Here is a 14,643-nt window from a genome sequence, read left to right on the forward strand (position 1 = left end):
AACGGGCCTGGGGATTGCGGTGGTCGGGCAATTCTACCGTTCACGCGCCCAGGTAGCGACCTGGACAGCGCAAGGCCGCAGGCGCCATCGCTGCAACAGCCGAGGCCTCTGTGCGCAACCACCTTGTCCAAGGCAAAATTGCCCCCTGCACTTGGCGCCCTCCCCCCACCCCCTTATCATGCCCCCATGATCAAAGACCCCTTCGAACGACTCGGCCTGGACCGCGAGGTCCTCACCGTCAGCCAGCTCAACGGCCGTGCCCGTGTGCTGCTGGAAGACGTGTTCCGCAGTGTCTGGGTGGAAGGCGAGATATCCAACCTCGCCCGCCCGGCCTCCGGCCACATGTACTTCACCCTCAAGGACAGCGGCGCCCAGGTGCGCTGCGCGCTGTTCCGGCAGAGCGCCACGCGGGTCCGCCAGGCCCTGCGTGATGGCCTGGCAGTGCGAGTGCGTGGCAAGGTCTCGCTGTTCGAAGGCCGTGGCGACTACCAGTTGATTCTCGACACGGTCGAACCGGCCGGTGACGGCGCCCTGCGCCTGGCCTTCGAGGCACTGAAGGAAAAGCTCGGGGCCGAGGGCCTGTTCAGTGCCGAACGCAAGAAGGCGCTGCCAGCCCACCCGCAACGCATCGGCATCATCAGCTCGCCCACCGGTGCGGTCATCCGCGACATCATCAGCGTCTTCGGCCGCCGCGCTCCGCAAGTCGAACTGAACCTGATCCCCACAGCGGTGCAGGGCCGCGAAGCCATCGCGCAGATCGTGCGCGCCATTCGCCTGGCCGACAGCCGCGGTTTCGATGCCCTGATCCTGGCCCGTGGCGGCGGGTCGCTGGAAGACCTGTGGTGCTTCAACGAAGAGGCCGTGGCGCGTGCGATCGCGGCCTGCGTCACACCGATCGTCAGCGCCGTGGGCCATGAGACCGACGTGTCGATCAGCGACTTCGTTGCCGATGTGCGCGCCCCTACGCCATCAGCCGCTGCCGAGCTGCTTGCCCCCGATAACAGCGGGCTGCAGCAGCGCCTTGAAGGGCTGCAGCGGCGCCTGCTGCTGCGCATGCAGAACCGCCTGGCCCACGACCGCCTGCGCCTGGAATCGCTGACCCGGCGCCTGCGCCACCCCGGCGAGCGCTTGCGCCAGCAGGCCCAGCGCCTGGACGACCTGGACATGCGCCTGCGCCGCGCGTTCCTGCAGGGCCTCAACCAGCGCCGCGAACGCCTGGCGCGCCTGGACACACGCCTGGCCGCGCAACATCCGGGGCGCACGCTGAAACTGCTCAGCCAACGCCTGGACAGCCTCGCCGAGCGCCTGCCGCGGGCCATGCGCGAGGTGCTCAAGGACCGTCGCCAGCGCTTTCAGGCGCAACTGCAGACGCTGCAAGTGGTCAGCCCGTTGGCGACCCTGGCACGCGGCTACAGCATCCTGCTCGACGAGCATGGCCAAGCCATCCGCAGTGCCGAGCAAACCCGCAACGGCCAGCGCCTGACAGCCCGCCTGAATGAAGGCGAATTGCAGGTGCGCGTCGAGGACAACCACCTGACTCCGGTCACCCTTTCCCTACTGGACTGACACATGCCCCGCCTGTTCGCCCCTCTGCTTGCCCTATCCCTGTTGTTGCTGGCTGGCGGCGCCCAGGCCAGCTACATCACCCGCACCCTGAACAAACCTGTCCCGGGTGGCGTTGCCGTGGTCGATCTGGGCCCGGCGGCCACAGCGCCGAGCGCACTCTTCGACGGCAAGCCGGTGCTGGTGGTCAAAGAGCAGGACAACTGGCTGGCCATCGTCGGCATTCCACTGACGCAAAAGCCCGGCACGGCCGTGCTGTCCCAAGGCGGGCGCACCCTGCCGTTCAGCGTTGGCACCAAGAAGTACCCCGAGCAGCACATCACCCTGAAGAACAAGCGCCAGGTCAACCCTAACCCCGCCGACCTCAAGCGCATCGACCGTGAACTGGCCGAGCAGATCAAGGCCTACCGCAGCTTCAGCCCCAACCTGCCGAGCAACCTGATCCTCGACAAGCCGGTCAGCGGCCCGCTGTCGAGCAAGTTCGGCGTTCGCCGCTTCTTCAACGGTGAAGAGCGCAACCCGCATGCGGGGCTGGATTTCGCGGTGCCAGCCGGCACGCCGATCAAGACACCGGCCAATGGCAAGGTGATTCTGGTGGGCGATTATTTCTTCAATGGCCGCACGGTGTTCGTCGACCATGGGCAAGGCTTCATCAGCATGTTCTGCCACATGTCGAAGATCGACGTGAATGTCGGCCAGCAGCTGCGACGCGGGGATGTGGTGGGCAAGGTTGGGTCGACCGGGCGGGCGACCGGGCCGCACATGCACTGGAACGTTAGCCTGAATGATGCGCGGGTGGATCCGGCCATCTTCATTGGGGCGTTCCAACCTTGATCCGTAGCGCCTTCATCGCCAGCAAGCCGGCTCCCACATGGATTTGCGCCGGCTTTGGGATATCGGGCAAGACGCTTGCTTCCACAGGTAAAGCGCTGGCCTGAAGAACCGCGCGGCCGTGGTGGGCCGGCTTGCCGGCGATGGGGCCTGCCCTTTTGCACCCCTTGGCTTGATTTGCGCGATCAAAAAATACCGCGCAACAGGTATAAAGCTTGAGACGAATAACGGCCATAAAATCTCGCCATAAAGATTTTTTTAAGCATTTATCTCAATTTTTCGGCAGCCCTTGCCATCCCTCACCCCACTGGTTAGGGTTGAAGGCATGAAAACCTCCAGCACCCTCATCCTGCTCCGACAACATCGCAGCCTCTGCCTGGTCAGCGCCCGACTACCAGGCTGATCGCGTCGCCTCGCCTCTTCATCTCGTTATCGCTCGGCAGGCCCGATCTCGGCCGCACACAAAAGGATTGCTTCCATGACCATGCTCAAAGACCCTTCGAAGAAGTACCGCGCCTTCCCGACCATCGACCTGCCAGACCGTACCTGGCCGTCGAAGACCATCACCGAAGCACCGATCTGGTGCAGCTCGGACCTGCGTGATGGCAACCAGTCGCTGATCGAGCCGATGGACTCGGAGAAGAAGCTGCGGTTCTGGAAGACCTTGGTGCAGGTTGGCGTGAAGGAAATCGAAGCCTCGTTCCCGTCCGCCTCGCAGACCGATTTCGACTTCGTGCGCACCTTGATCGAAGAGGGTCACATCCCGGATGACACCACCATCCAGGTGCTCACCCAAGCCCGTGAAGATCTGATCGCGCGTACTTTCGAATCGCTGCGCGGGGCCAAGAAGGCCATCGTCCACCTGTACAACGCCACCAGCCCGTCGTTCCGCCGCATCGTCTTCAACCAGGACAAGCAAGGCGTGAAGGACATCGCGGTGAACGCGGCCAAGCTGTTCGTCAAGTACGCCGCCCAGCAGCCGGAAACCCAGTGGACGTTCCAGTACTCGCCGGAAACCTTCAGCGCCACGGAGCTTGAGTTCGCCAAGGAAGTCTGCGACGCAGTCATCGAAGTGTGGAACCCGACGCCAGAGCACAAGGTCATCCTCAACCTGCCGGCCACCGTGGAAGTTGCCACGCCGAACATCTACGCCGACCAGATCGAGTGGTTCTGCCGCAACATCAGCCGCCGCGACAGCGTGATCATCAGCCTGCACTGCCACAACGACCGCGGCACCGGCATCGCCGCCACAGAACTGGGCCTGATGGCCGGTGCCGACCGTGCCGAAGGCTGCCTGTTCGGCAATGGCGAGCGTACCGGCAACGTCGACCTGGTGACCCTGGCACTGAACCTCTACACCCAGGGCATCGACCCACAACTGGACTTCTCCGACATCGATGGCGTGCGCAAAGTGGTCGAAGAGTGCAACCAGCTGCCGGTTCACCCGCGTCATCCGTATGTCGGTGACCTGGTACACACTGCGTTCTCCGGCTCGCACCAGGACGCCATCCGCAAGGGCTTCGCCAAGCAGCAGGAAGGCGAGCTGTGGGAAGTGCCGTACCTGCCGATCGACCCGGCCGACATCGGCCGCAGCTACGAGGCCGTGATCCGCGTCAACAGCCAGTCGGGCAAAGGCGGCATCACCTACCTGCTCGAGCAGGAGTACGGCATCAGCCTGCCGCGCCGCATGCAGATCGAGTTCAGCCAGGTGGTTCAGGGTGAAACCGACCGCCTTGGCCTGGAAATGACCGCGCAGCAGATCTACAGCCTGCTGCACAAGGAATACCTCCAGGCCAACAGCCCGTACGCACTGGTCAGCCACCGCCTGCAGGAAGAAAACGGCCACAGCGCAGTGGAAGTGGAAGTCGCCGGTGAAGGCGAAACTACCCTGCACTGGCGCGGCAAGGGCAATGGCGCCCTTGAAGCCCTGGTAGCCGGCCTGCCGGTTGCGGTGGAGATCATGGACTACAACGAGCACGCCATCGGTGCCGGCACCAATGCCAAGGCCGCCGCCTACATCGAACTGCGCGTCGCCGGTGGCCGCCCGGTGCACGGCGTGGGTATCGATGAGAACATCACCACTGCCAGCTTCAAGGCACTGTTCAGCGCGCTGAACCGCTCGCTGAGCCAGCAAGAGGCCAAGGCCGCGTAACTTGCCCCCCCAAAAAAGCCCGCATCTGTGATGCGGGCTTTTTTTTACCCTGGATTCACCAGTTGGACTGTCAGCCAGCTTAAACAACAGTTTAAGAAAAATCAGGCCCGTCAGTCAGTATGAGGACTACCCATTTTCACTTTCAACGAAGCGACTGCCATAGGTGTGAGCCCTAACCCTACGGGCACAATACCCGCAAGTATGGCTACAGCACTGCCAAAAGAACTGCTTATCAACCCTGCCAATGGGACAGAAAGCAGCATCGAAACTTTGAAGAGTGCACTGGTGATTCCGGTGACTCTGCCAAGCAAATCCGCGGGTACCAGCGCCTGTCTCAATGTCCAAGCTGTAATGATCACATAGGCCCCAAAGAAGCCCACGAAAAAGGCCGACACATAGTAAGACTCAACCGTTCCTAGTCCAAGTGGCGACACCCCTGATGCAGCCATTCCAGCACTGCATGTACACACAGCAATGCGGGTATTTAATGCACGCATCATCCTCGGTGCGACTAATCCGGAAAAAATGGAACCCAAAGCATATGAAACCAAAAGGAATGGTGTTTCGCTGATATTGAATACCCCACTGTCCGCAGCACTCAGGAGCACGAAAAAAAGATAAATAGCTGTGAAGGCATTATTGCCCACGACGATATAAACAACATGCACCAGCGGCTTGTTTTGCACAAGCGCCCTATAGCTGGAGATAAAGGAAGTGGGGACAACCGGGGCGATGCGAGGCGGGAGTTCGAAAGAGGAGTAGCGATACAGAAAACTTGAAAGCAAAAAACAAATGGAAGCACCATAAAATACTACCGCCGGATTTTGCAACATCAAAAAATATGAGACGGCGACGGGCGATAGGATGAGCGCACAGTGCTCGACGATAAGTAATCGTGCATTCATGCGCGGGAGTAAATCTTTATGGAGGATACGGGGTATCAGGCAAGCACGAAGATTGCTGAGTATATATATCCCGATGGAAATCACACTTAATAGAACAAACGTCTCTAACAACGTCCATCCCCCTCGCCGAATCGCATACAACGCCACATCACAGCATAGCCCCAGCGCGACCAAGAAACCTAAGGCTCGCGAGCGAACTCCATCCACAAGTCTCCCAGCCCAATAACCAAAGGCAACTGGACCTAAATAAACGGTCGCTCTTAGCAGCGCTGAGAAAACTTCATCCCCCGACCCACTTAGCATGCTTAGCGGTACGTAGATAAAAATCACCTGCGCTGCACACGCCTCGACAAAGAAAGCAAGAAGCAGACATGTTATTGCCTTTGATTGATTGTTCATAATTAACTAGTTACAAATCAATCAACGAAGCGTAAATCGCGGCCAATCTACCGTCAACCAGCAGATTAGGTTGAATTGCCACCTGACAGTGACAATTTTATCTATGGAAGATCAAATGTAAAAAAAACATACAGAGCATTGAATTTTTCACCAAGTGCGACTAAGACTGAATCAGCAACTCATCCACAACAACAAAAAACGGAGTTTGTGATGTCAAGAAAAAAAACTGTAGGAAGTTTCCGAAAACTATTATTCAACGGCAGGCTCGACCTGATTCTGGAGGCCCACAATGGGCTCTCCGCTAGAATAGTCGAGGAAACGGGCTATCCAGCTATTTGGGCGTCGGGACTCGCTATTTCCTCAGCGATGGGGCTTCGCGATTGCAATGAGGCATCATGGAGTCAGGTCATGGAGGTCGCTCAATGCATAGCTGACGCAGTAAATATCCCTGTTCTTTTCGACGGAGATTCAGGCTTCGGTAATTTCAATAATGTAAGGCACATAGTTAAGCGCCTGTCGCACTATGGGATAGCTGGAGTTTCTTTAGAAGACAAACAGTTTCCTAAAATGAACTCGTTCGTCAGCCATGAGCACGCACTTAGTAGCGTGGATGAATTTTGCGGAAAGATTAAAGCTGCGCAGGATTCGAAACGGGACGATGACTTTATTGTTATTGCTCGTACAGAAGCATTGGTAGCCGGAATGAGTGCCCAGGCGGCTTTGAAACGAGCGGAGCAGTACTACGAAGCAGGTGCCGATGGAATTTTTATACACTCCAAAGAGACAGACGGATTCGACATATTGGAATTCAGTAAGTGCTGGGCAGGACGCTGCCCTTTGATAGTCGCCCCAACAACCTATAAAAACGTGTCGACGGAGCTACTACAGGAAGTTGGGGTCTCGGTGTATATATGTGCAAACCAAATGATGCGGGCCTCATTGCTTGCAATGCGAAATGCAGCAGCACAAATTCAGGCAGACAATAGCATCTGCAACATCGACAATAACATCTGCTCGCTCTCCGAAGTATTTCAACTTTTGAACTACGACGAACTAAAGGATGCGGAACTGATTTATGCTCGACAAGAAAGCTAGCATGCGGGCTGCCTGCCACATGCTCAAAACAATCATGCTTGAATGTAAAAAAGTAAAGCTTAGCAACGGCGAGACACTCTTGGAGCACTCGCTTTGGAGTGCTCACCAGGCATTGACTGAGGGCTGTGCGGAAGAACTGATTGTCGCAGCGTTGTTCCACGACATTGGCCATTTCCTATGCAACAGTGACCCGGAAATGACTCCATATGAAAAGGACTGCCAGCATGCTGATCTGGGTGCCCAATGGCTAAACCGATGGTTCCCTCAGTCAGTCTGCATCCCCATTCAACTCCATATCGATGCAAAGCGATACTTAATCACCGTTAATGAAAACTACAACAATCAACTGAGTTCGGGATCACTGTCAAGCTTACTTAACCAGGGGGGACGTATGACAAGCGAAGAAATCTTGGCATTTCAAAACCAGCCATACCACCATGACGCGCTATCCATCCGAAAATTTGATGACACGCCTTATGACAATGGATTCGTGAATGCGTATTCAAGGTATGAAAAAATCATCATGGCCGTAATGAGGTGATGAATGAAAAGGACAGTATTGGATGCTCATGTGCATCTGCTCATGTGGAAGCAGCAAGCAGAGCCGGATTGGAATTCAGTGAGCCAGACGCTGAAAGTAGCAAACTTTAATGAACTCGATGCAATCTGCATCACCGAACACATCGAAGCTGATGCTTACGAAAAACTGATGCTGGGTCTATTCTGCAGCAATCGCCTCGGTGGTAGCACGCAGGGAGATGGCTCAGTTATTTGTAACGGTGTCCTTGTGTTACCCGGTGCAGAGCTACATCTCGCGAACAATATGAACATTGGCGTGCATGCTGACCTGGAAACACTGCTGAGTCTTGATCGACGAGCGAGCGCGTATACCCTGGATACGCTTCATGGACTGCTAGAGAAGCGAGGCAGACCTTTTAAACTAGTAGCCCACCATATTTTTTGGCCAGGTAAGACATGCTCAGATCTTGAAGCTTTAAAACGCTGCATAAACGCGATCGAGGTCCCGGCCAAAGACCTCACTAACATACATAAATACTTGACATTAGCATCGACATTAAATCTCGACACTACAGGAGGGTCTGACTCTCACTCATTCATATCCATAGGCGCTTGTAAAACACTTATAAATGAAGATAACACGCGTCGCTGAGCCGGGAGAAAGCCAAGTCGACTTAAGCGGTGCCGCGATGAACGAGAAAGTCCGCATATTTGATGCGGGCTTTTTTAACCTATACCGGCCTTTCGCGGGTCAACCCGCTCCCATAGAGACTTCACAGAATTCGAAAGCTGTGCAATGCCTGTGAAAGCGGGTTGACCCGCGAAAGGGTCGGCACTGGCAATTCAAAAACGCCGGGCAAAAAGAGGGGCGCCGACCAAGCGCCCCATAAGCCGTAAAGCACACAACAAATTCAGTATCAGTCCAGCAAAGCCATCGCCTCGGCGCTACACGCTTCGATCCGCGCCCAGTCGCCGTTCTTGATCCAGCTGCTGTCGAGCATCCAGGTTCCGCCCACGCACATCACATTGGGCAGCGCCATGTAGTTGCGCACGTTGGCCGGGTTGACCCCACCGGTAGGGCAGAATCGAATATCACCGAACGGGCCACCAAAGGCCTTGATCGCTGCCACGCCGCCACTGATTTCCGCCGGGAACAGCTTGAAGCGGCGGTAACCCAGGGCATAACCCATCATGATTTCCGAAGGCGTGCTGATGCCCGGCAACAATGGGATATCGCTGTCCACCCCAGCCTCGAGGATGTCCTGGGTGATCCCCGGGGTCACGACAAACTGAGCGCCGGCGGCCTCGACCGCGGCAAACATGCCGCGATCGAGCACGGTGCCGGCGCCGACACACAGCTCCGGCCGCTGCTCTCGCAGCACCTGGATAGCCTTCAGGCCAAACTGCGAGCGCAGGGTTACTTCCAAGGTGCGGATACCACCAGCGGCCAGGGCATCGGCCAGCGGCAGGATGTCTTCCTCACGGGCGATGGTGATCACCGGCAGGATGCGCGCCGCCCCACAGATCGCATCGATCCGGGCGGCTTTCTCGGCCATCGAGAGCAGAGGCTGGGGGCGTTCAAGGGTGGTCATGACAGTGGATCCTTTGCTCATGGGCACCAGTAGATGTCCAAGGGGTCGTGAAGAAAGGCGCGAATCGGCATTTCATTGAGGTCGTTGCCCGCCAGCGCGGCGCGCAGGGTAGCGAGTTTGCCCGGGCCCTGCACGGACAGCGCGATGAACGCGGCGCTGGCCAGCAGGGAACGGGTCAGCGAAAGGCGCTGGTGCGGCACGCTCGGCGCCAGCAACGGCAGGCAGCGGCGCGTGCTGTTCAGGTCCAGGCCTTCGGCCAGATTCGGGCTGCCGGGGAACAGCGAAGCGGTATGACCATCGTCGCCCATGCCCAGTACCAGCACGTCGATGGCCGGCAGATCGGCCAATGCCTGGTCGGCTTGGGCGGCCGCCGCGTCGAGGTTCTCGGCCTGCTGATACAGCCCGATAAAACGAGCCTTGGCAGCGCCTCCCTGGAACAAATGGCGGGCCAGCAAACCGGCATTGCTGTCGGCGTGCTCCACCGGCACCCAACGCTCGTCGGCCAGGCTGACGGTGACCTTGGACCAGTCCAGGGCCTCGGTCGCCAGCTTCTCCAGGAACGGCACCGGGCTGCGGCCGCCGGACAACACCAGGCAAGCCCGCCCTTTCGCGGCGATGGCTGCGCGCAAGCGCTCGGCCACATCAGCCGCCAATGTTGCCGAAAGTACGCGGGCATCATTCAGCTGATGCGCGTTGACCGATGTCGGCAAATTCAATTCAGATATCCCCATACCACGCCCTCCCATCACGTGTAATCAGTGCGATCGAGCTCATCGGCCCCCAGGACCCAGCCGCATACGGCTTGGGCGCATCGCCGGCGCTTTGCCAGCCCGCGATCAACTGGTCGCACCACTTCCAGGCATATTCGATTTCATCCTTGCGCACGAACAGGTTCTGGTTGCCGCGCATCACCTCGAGCAGCAGGCGTTCGTAGGCATCCGGAATCCGCGCGGTGCGCCAGGTGTCGGAAAAATTCAGTTGCAAGGGGCCGCTGCGCAGTTGCATGCCTTTGTCCAAGCCCTGCTCCTTGGTCATCACGCGTAAAGAGATGCCTTCGCTCGGCTGCAGGCGGATGATCAGTTTGTTGCCGACCTGCAAGCGCTGCTCCGGGGCGAAGATGTAGTGCGGCGTCTCCTTGAAGTGGATGACGATCTGCGACAGCTTCTGCGGCATGCGCTTACCGGTACGCAGGTAGAACGGTACGCCCGACCAACGCCAGTTACGAATATCAGCACGCAGGGCGACGAAGGTTTCCGTGTCGCTCTGGGCGTTGGCGTTGTCTTCCTCCAGATAACCCGGCACCGGCTTGCCGTCGCTGTAGCCGGCGATGTACTGGCCGCGCACCACGCGGGTACTCAAGCCCTCGCCAGTGATCGGGGCAAGGGCCTTGAGCACCTTGACCTTCTCGTCGCGGATGCTGTCGGCTGAAAGCTCGCTGGGAGGGTCCATGGCGATCAGGCACAACAGCTGCAGCAGGTGGTTCTGAATCATGTCGCGCAGCTGGCCGGCCTTGTCGAAATAGCCCCAACGGCCTTCGATGCCGACCTTCTCGGCCACGGTGATTTCCACGTGGGAGATGGAGTTCTGGTTCCACTGGGTTTCGAACAGGCTGTTGGCGAAGCGCAGGGCAATCAGGTTCTGCACCGTCTCCTTGCCCAGGTAATGGTCGATGCGGTAAACACGGCTTTCCGGGAAGAACCGCGCCACGGCGTCGTTCACCCGGCGCGATGACTCGAGATCGTGCCCGATGGGCTTTTCCAGCACCACCCGGGTGCGCGCGGCAAGGCCCGCCTTGTCGAGGTTTTCGCAGATCGCGCCGTACACGGCCGCCGCAGTGGCGAAATAGGCAATCAACGGCAGCTCGGCAGGTGCCTGCTCAGCCAGGGCCTGGTAGCCCTCCGGCTGCAGGAAGTCCAGGTGCTGGTAACTCAGACGCCCCAGAAAACGCGCCAGCGCCGCAGGCTCCAGATCAGCCTCCGCCACGTGCTTGCGCAGATGGGCCTCGATGGTATTCAGGTGCTCCTGTACGCTGCCAGGCTCGCGTGCCAGCGCCAGCAGGCGAGTATCGGCGTGCAGCAAATTGGCGCGGTCGAGCTGGTAGAGCGCAGGAAACAGCTTGCGCAATGCCAGGTCGCCCAAGGCGCCAAACAGGGCAAAGGTGCAAGGTTCAACACTGATCGCAGCCATGATGTTGGTTCTTTCCTAAAGTTGGCCTAGGAATACCGCTTTCACATACGGTTTTCAAGAGAAAATGTAGTAAAAACCACAACATTACACACAAGTGTTACAGATAAGTGGTGCGCCACCCGCACCGACAGTACGATAGACGACTGTGCAAAAAGCCTGCTGCTCCGCCAGCCGGCTGTCTTCTCGACCCAAGGACACACCCATGGACCGCGTGCGAAACCTCCTGGAGCAGATCCAGGGACGCCTCGACGAGCTGAACAAGGCCGAACGCAAAGTCGCCGAAGTCATCCTGCTCAACCCGCAACAAGCCACCCGTTTCAGCATTGCCGCACTGGCCCAGGCGGCCAAGGTCAGCGAACCGACCGTCAACCGCTTCTGCCGCTCGTTCGGCGTCAGCGGTTACCCCGAGCTCAAGCTGCAGCTGGCGCAAAGCCTCGCCAGTGGTGCGGCCTATGTCAGCCGCGCGGTCGAGGCCGATGACGATCCTGCAGCCTACACCCAGAAGATCTTTGCCAGTGCAATCGCCTCGCTCGACAGCGCCTGCCAGCAGCTTGACCCGCAGCAGGTCAGCCGCGCCGTGGACATGATGATCCAGGCCCGGCAGATCCACTTCTTCGGCCTGGGCGCGTCCGCCCCGGTAGCCCTGGACGCCCAACACAAGTTTTTCCGGTTCAACCTCGCCGTCTCGGCCCACGCCGACGTGCTGATGCAGCGCATGCTGGCTTCGGTGGCTCACACTGGCGATCTGTTCGTGATCATCTCCTACACCGGGCGCACCCGCGAACTGGTGGAGGTAGCGCGCCTGGCCCGCGAAAACGGCGCCTCGGTGCTCGGCCTGACCGCCGCCGGCTCCCCCTTGGCCCAAGCGTGCAGCCTCAGCCTGCACATCCCGCTACCGGAAGACACCGACATCTACATGCCGATGACGTCGCGGATCATCCAGCTTACCGTGCTCGACGTACTCGCCACCGGGATGACCCTGCGCCGCGGGGTGGACTTCCAGCCGCACCTGCGCAAGATCAAGGAAAGCCTCAACGCCAGCCGCTACCCGATCGAGGACGACGAACTCAGCTGAGCCGGTGCGCCTGCAGCCGCAAATGGGCGCGCTGCCCCGGCGCCAGGCTCAGGCCTTCACCGCTGCCGCTGGCCGCCTCGACACAGACGAACCCCTGGCACTCGCGCCCGCTCACACCCATCAACGGGCGGTTGCCGGGGTGCCAGACCACGGTATCGTCACTGTCACCCGTATCGATGCACAGTTCTCGCTGCCAGGCCGGGTCCTGCAGCTGTACGCGCGGCGTGCCGGGATAGACCTTCTGGCAGCCGCCCTTGAGCTTCAACGCGCCGTCTTCGCGGCAGGCTTGCCGGCTCAGACGGTCATAGCCTTGGATATCTTCAAGCCCGGACAGCGCTATCTCGGAAACGTCGCTGATACGCCAGTAGGCCAGCAGTGCATGGCTCAACTGGCAGGGTTCGCTGTCCTGGTGCTCGGTACTCAAGCTCAGTTCCATGCGGCTACCCAGGCGAGCATGCAGGTCGACCTGCCAGTCGCACAAGTCCAGGCGCCACTTCAGGCTCACGCCCTCCTCGTCCTCACGGCTGTCCACCAACTTCCAGTCCAGCAGGCGCGCCCAGCCGTGGGCAGGCCACAGGTCCTCGCTGGGGTGGCGACCGTACCACGGCCAACACACCGGCACGCCCCCACGGATCGCCCCCACCTGCGGCCACTGCTCGGCACACCACAACCAGGGCCGCTCACCGGCCGGCTGGAAGTGCAGCAGTTGCGCACCCTGGCGGCTGAACACCGCCTGGCAACGGGGGTGGTCAATGATCAGCACATCGCGCTGCTGGTAACGCTCCCACTCGAATGTCGGCCTGGGCCGCTGTGCGGTAAAGAAGCGATGTAGCGGATGTTCAGGCATGGTTCCAAGCTCTTGTTGTTTGAGATAGCGCTGTCTCGGCCTATCCCCGACAACCACTGCAAGCCAGTGGATGCCGGGAGCCGTTTTTGGATTGGCGTAAATTTACAACAAACAGGCTCAGAATGACGACTGAATCTTCAAACCAGCGACCAGCGCGTTGTCCACCTCGTCCACCCCACCGGGGCTCTTGATGTACTGAAGGTTCGGGCGAACGGTCAGCCAGTTGGTGACGTGGAAGCCGTAATAGAGCTCGGCGTTGTATTCGGTGCGCTGCAGCGGCACGAAGCCCGGGTTGTCGTAGTCATTTATGCCACTTTGGGCATTGAGCTGTTCGGCACGTTTTTTCACGTCATCGTTGACGTGGATGCGGGCGATACCAAAGCCGATATCGTCCTTGGGCCGGGCATCGAAGGCGCCTTTGTAGACCAGCCCCACCTGCTGGTAGTTATCGACCACGTTGGTCGCTTTGTCATGCACGGTGAAGTTGGCGAACAGGCTCAGACCGCGGCTGGCGTCGCCACCATGGGCGGTGACCTGCTGCTGCGCAACCACCCACCAGCCATGCTTGCTGGAGTGTGACTTGAAGCCGGCGCCGCTGATCCCTTGCGGGTTGCCATTGACGTCCTCGTAGACGTCTTCGGCATCAGCCGTGCTGTAGTAGTAGCCCAGGCGGTACTCGCCCGGCAGGCCGTTGACGTGCGGTGACCACACCGCCTCCACCGGCAGGATCGCGCCCTTGGTGCCGCTGCCGCTGAGCTTGAAGCCGTTGCCGGTTTCCAGGTTGGAAGGGTTCTGCTCGAACGCGCCGACCTGCACGAAGAACTCTGGCGTGATGTTGTACTTGACCCGCAACGCCCACTGGCTGACCGGCCAGTTGTACCAGATGCCGCCGACCCAGTTGCCCACCTGCGATCCACAGAAGGCCAGGTTCTGGAAGTCACAGGGGAAGCTGTTGAAGTCCTCGCCCTCGCCGAACCGGCCAAATTTCACATCCAGGGCACCGTCGAAGTACTTCTGCTTGATCCACATCTGGGTCAGGCGCCAGGTCTGGCCGCGCCCCCATACCTCCTGCACCGAACTGAACTGGCCGGCCCGCGGGTCGCTGATACGGTCATTGGAAAGATTGCGGCCACTTCGCTCGGTGATCGCCAGTTTGAACTCGGCATCGTGCCAGCCAAAGATCTTCTGCAGGTCCAGGTGCGCGCCGAGGGCGAACTGGTCGCTGTAGCGCGCGGTCTTGTCGTCGTTGTAGCCGCCATTGAGGTTACCAGCGACCTCACCCACATAGTCGAGGGTGAAGTCGTAGCCTTTTTCCAGCAGCTCGGTACGGGTCCCCCCCCAGTCGCCGGTCATCCATTTCGATTCGCTGGAGAAGGCCTCGGCGGCCTGAGCCCCACTGCTCCCAACCATGGCCAGCAGGGCCAGCGAGCCCAAGGTCCTTATGCGATTGCGCTGTTCCATCCCTTTGCGTCCTCTTT

Annotated in this window: 14 protein-coding genes; 7 read left to right on the plus strand and 7 right to left on the minus strand. The window is 59.4% G+C overall.

Annotation, left to right across the window (positions count from 1 at the left end; genetic code table 11):
- Positions 1-186 precede the first annotated feature (186 nt).
- On the plus strand, positions 187-1,566 hold the full coding sequence (gene xseA / locus ACIPZH_RS04710) for an exodeoxyribonuclease VII large subunit (RefSeq protein WP_241804297.1): 1,380 nt from the start codon (positions 187-189) through the stop codon (positions 1,564-1,566).
- A gap of 3 nt (positions 1,567-1,569) precedes the next feature.
- A complete protein-coding gene (locus tag ACIPZH_RS04715; protein ID WP_400635354.1) occupies positions 1,570-2,397 on the plus strand; it encodes a peptidoglycan DD-metalloendopeptidase family protein in 828 nt (275 codons plus the stop codon).
- Here ACIPZH_RS04715 and ACIPZH_RS04720 read toward each other — a convergent pair.
- Complete coding sequence (locus tag ACIPZH_RS04720; RefSeq protein WP_400635356.1) at positions 2,375-2,629, minus strand: hypothetical protein; 255 nt, start codon at positions 2,627-2,629, stop codon at positions 2,375-2,377. The genes ACIPZH_RS04715 and ACIPZH_RS04720 overlap by 23 nt on opposite strands.
- Positions 2,630-2,872: 243 nt before the next feature.
- On the opposite strand from ACIPZH_RS04720, the gene leuA reads away from it, so the two are divergent.
- Entirely contained in the window at positions 2,873-4,546 is a 1,674-nt protein-coding gene (gene leuA / locus ACIPZH_RS04725) for a 2-isopropylmalate synthase (protein WP_125924466.1), read from the plus strand.
- A 110-nt stretch (positions 4,547-4,656) separates the two neighbouring features.
- On the opposite strand, the gene ACIPZH_RS04730 is transcribed toward leuA, so the two are convergent.
- Positions 4,657-5,850 carry an MFS transporter gene (locus ACIPZH_RS04730; RefSeq protein ID WP_400635358.1) on the minus strand — a complete coding sequence of 398 codons (1,194 nt, stop codon included), beginning with the start codon at positions 5,848-5,850 and terminating at the stop codon, positions 4,657-4,659.
- A gap of 210 nt (positions 5,851-6,060) precedes the next feature.
- Here ACIPZH_RS04730 and aepX point away from each other — a divergent pair, with 210 nt between their 5' ends.
- From aepX to ACIPZH_RS04745, 3 genes are read left to right on the plus strand one after another with little or no spacing between them, the layout of a single operon-like run.
- Positions 6,061-6,945: a phosphoenolpyruvate mutase gene (gene aepX, locus ACIPZH_RS04735; protein WP_400635360.1), complete on the plus strand. Its 885-nt coding sequence runs from the start codon at positions 6,061-6,063 to the stop codon at positions 6,943-6,945.
- Positions 6,926-7,486, plus strand: coding sequence for an HD domain-containing protein (locus tag ACIPZH_RS04740; RefSeq protein ID WP_400626207.1), 561 nt, complete (start codon positions 6,926-6,928; stop codon positions 7,484-7,486). The genes aepX and ACIPZH_RS04740 overlap by 20 nt, the downstream gene beginning before the upstream one ends.
- A gap of 3 nt (positions 7,487-7,489) precedes the next feature.
- A complete protein-coding gene (locus tag ACIPZH_RS04745; protein WP_400635362.1) occupies positions 7,490-8,116 on the plus strand; it encodes a PHP-associated domain-containing protein in 627 nt (208 codons plus the stop codon).
- Between the two features lie 265 nt (positions 8,117-8,381).
- Here the strand turns inward: ACIPZH_RS04745 and ACIPZH_RS04750 are convergent, their stop codons facing one another.
- The 3 genes from ACIPZH_RS04750 to zwf are packed head-to-tail and all read right to left on the minus strand — an operon-like array spanning position 8,382 to position 11,243.
- Positions 8,382-9,056 (minus strand): bifunctional 4-hydroxy-2-oxoglutarate aldolase/2-dehydro-3-deoxy-phosphogluconate aldolase, encoded by a 675-nt coding sequence (locus ACIPZH_RS04750; RefSeq protein WP_400635364.1) that lies wholly within the window; start codon positions 9,054-9,056, stop codon positions 8,382-8,384.
- A 17-nt stretch (positions 9,057-9,073) separates the two neighbouring features.
- Positions 9,074-9,787 (minus strand): 6-phosphogluconolactonase, encoded by a 714-nt coding sequence (pgl, locus tag ACIPZH_RS04755; RefSeq protein ID WP_400635365.1) that lies wholly within the window; start codon positions 9,785-9,787, stop codon positions 9,074-9,076.
- Positions 9,774-11,243: a glucose-6-phosphate dehydrogenase gene (gene zwf, locus ACIPZH_RS04760; protein ID WP_204918797.1), complete on the minus strand. Its 1,470-nt coding sequence runs from the start codon at positions 11,241-11,243 to the stop codon at positions 9,774-9,776. Before zwf ends, pgl begins: the two co-directional genes overlap by 14 nt.
- Before the next feature lie 211 nt (positions 11,244-11,454).
- Between zwf and hexR the strand changes: the two genes are divergently transcribed.
- Positions 11,455-12,318, plus strand: coding sequence for a DNA-binding transcriptional regulator HexR (hexR, locus tag ACIPZH_RS04765; protein WP_174141604.1), 864 nt, complete (start codon positions 11,455-11,457; stop codon positions 12,316-12,318).
- Here the strand turns inward: hexR and ACIPZH_RS04770 are convergent.
- Complete coding sequence (locus tag ACIPZH_RS04770; RefSeq protein WP_241804289.1) at positions 12,311-13,165, minus strand: D-hexose-6-phosphate mutarotase; 855 nt, start codon at positions 13,163-13,165, stop codon at positions 12,311-12,313. The two genes, hexR and ACIPZH_RS04770, sit on opposite strands and share 8 nt — an antisense overlap.
- A 117-nt stretch (positions 13,166-13,282) precedes the next feature.
- Positions 13,283-14,575: a carbohydrate porin gene (locus tag ACIPZH_RS04775; RefSeq protein ID WP_267824086.1), complete on the minus strand. Its 1,293-nt coding sequence runs from the start codon at positions 14,573-14,575 to the stop codon at positions 13,283-13,285.
- Positions 14,576-14,643 lie beyond the last annotated feature (68 nt).

This window comes from Pseudomonas sp. NPDC089758 (genome assembly GCF_044748705.1).
GTDB classification, from domain to species: domain Bacteria; phylum Pseudomonadota; class Gammaproteobacteria; order Pseudomonadales; family Pseudomonadaceae; genus Aquipseudomonas; species Aquipseudomonas putida_X.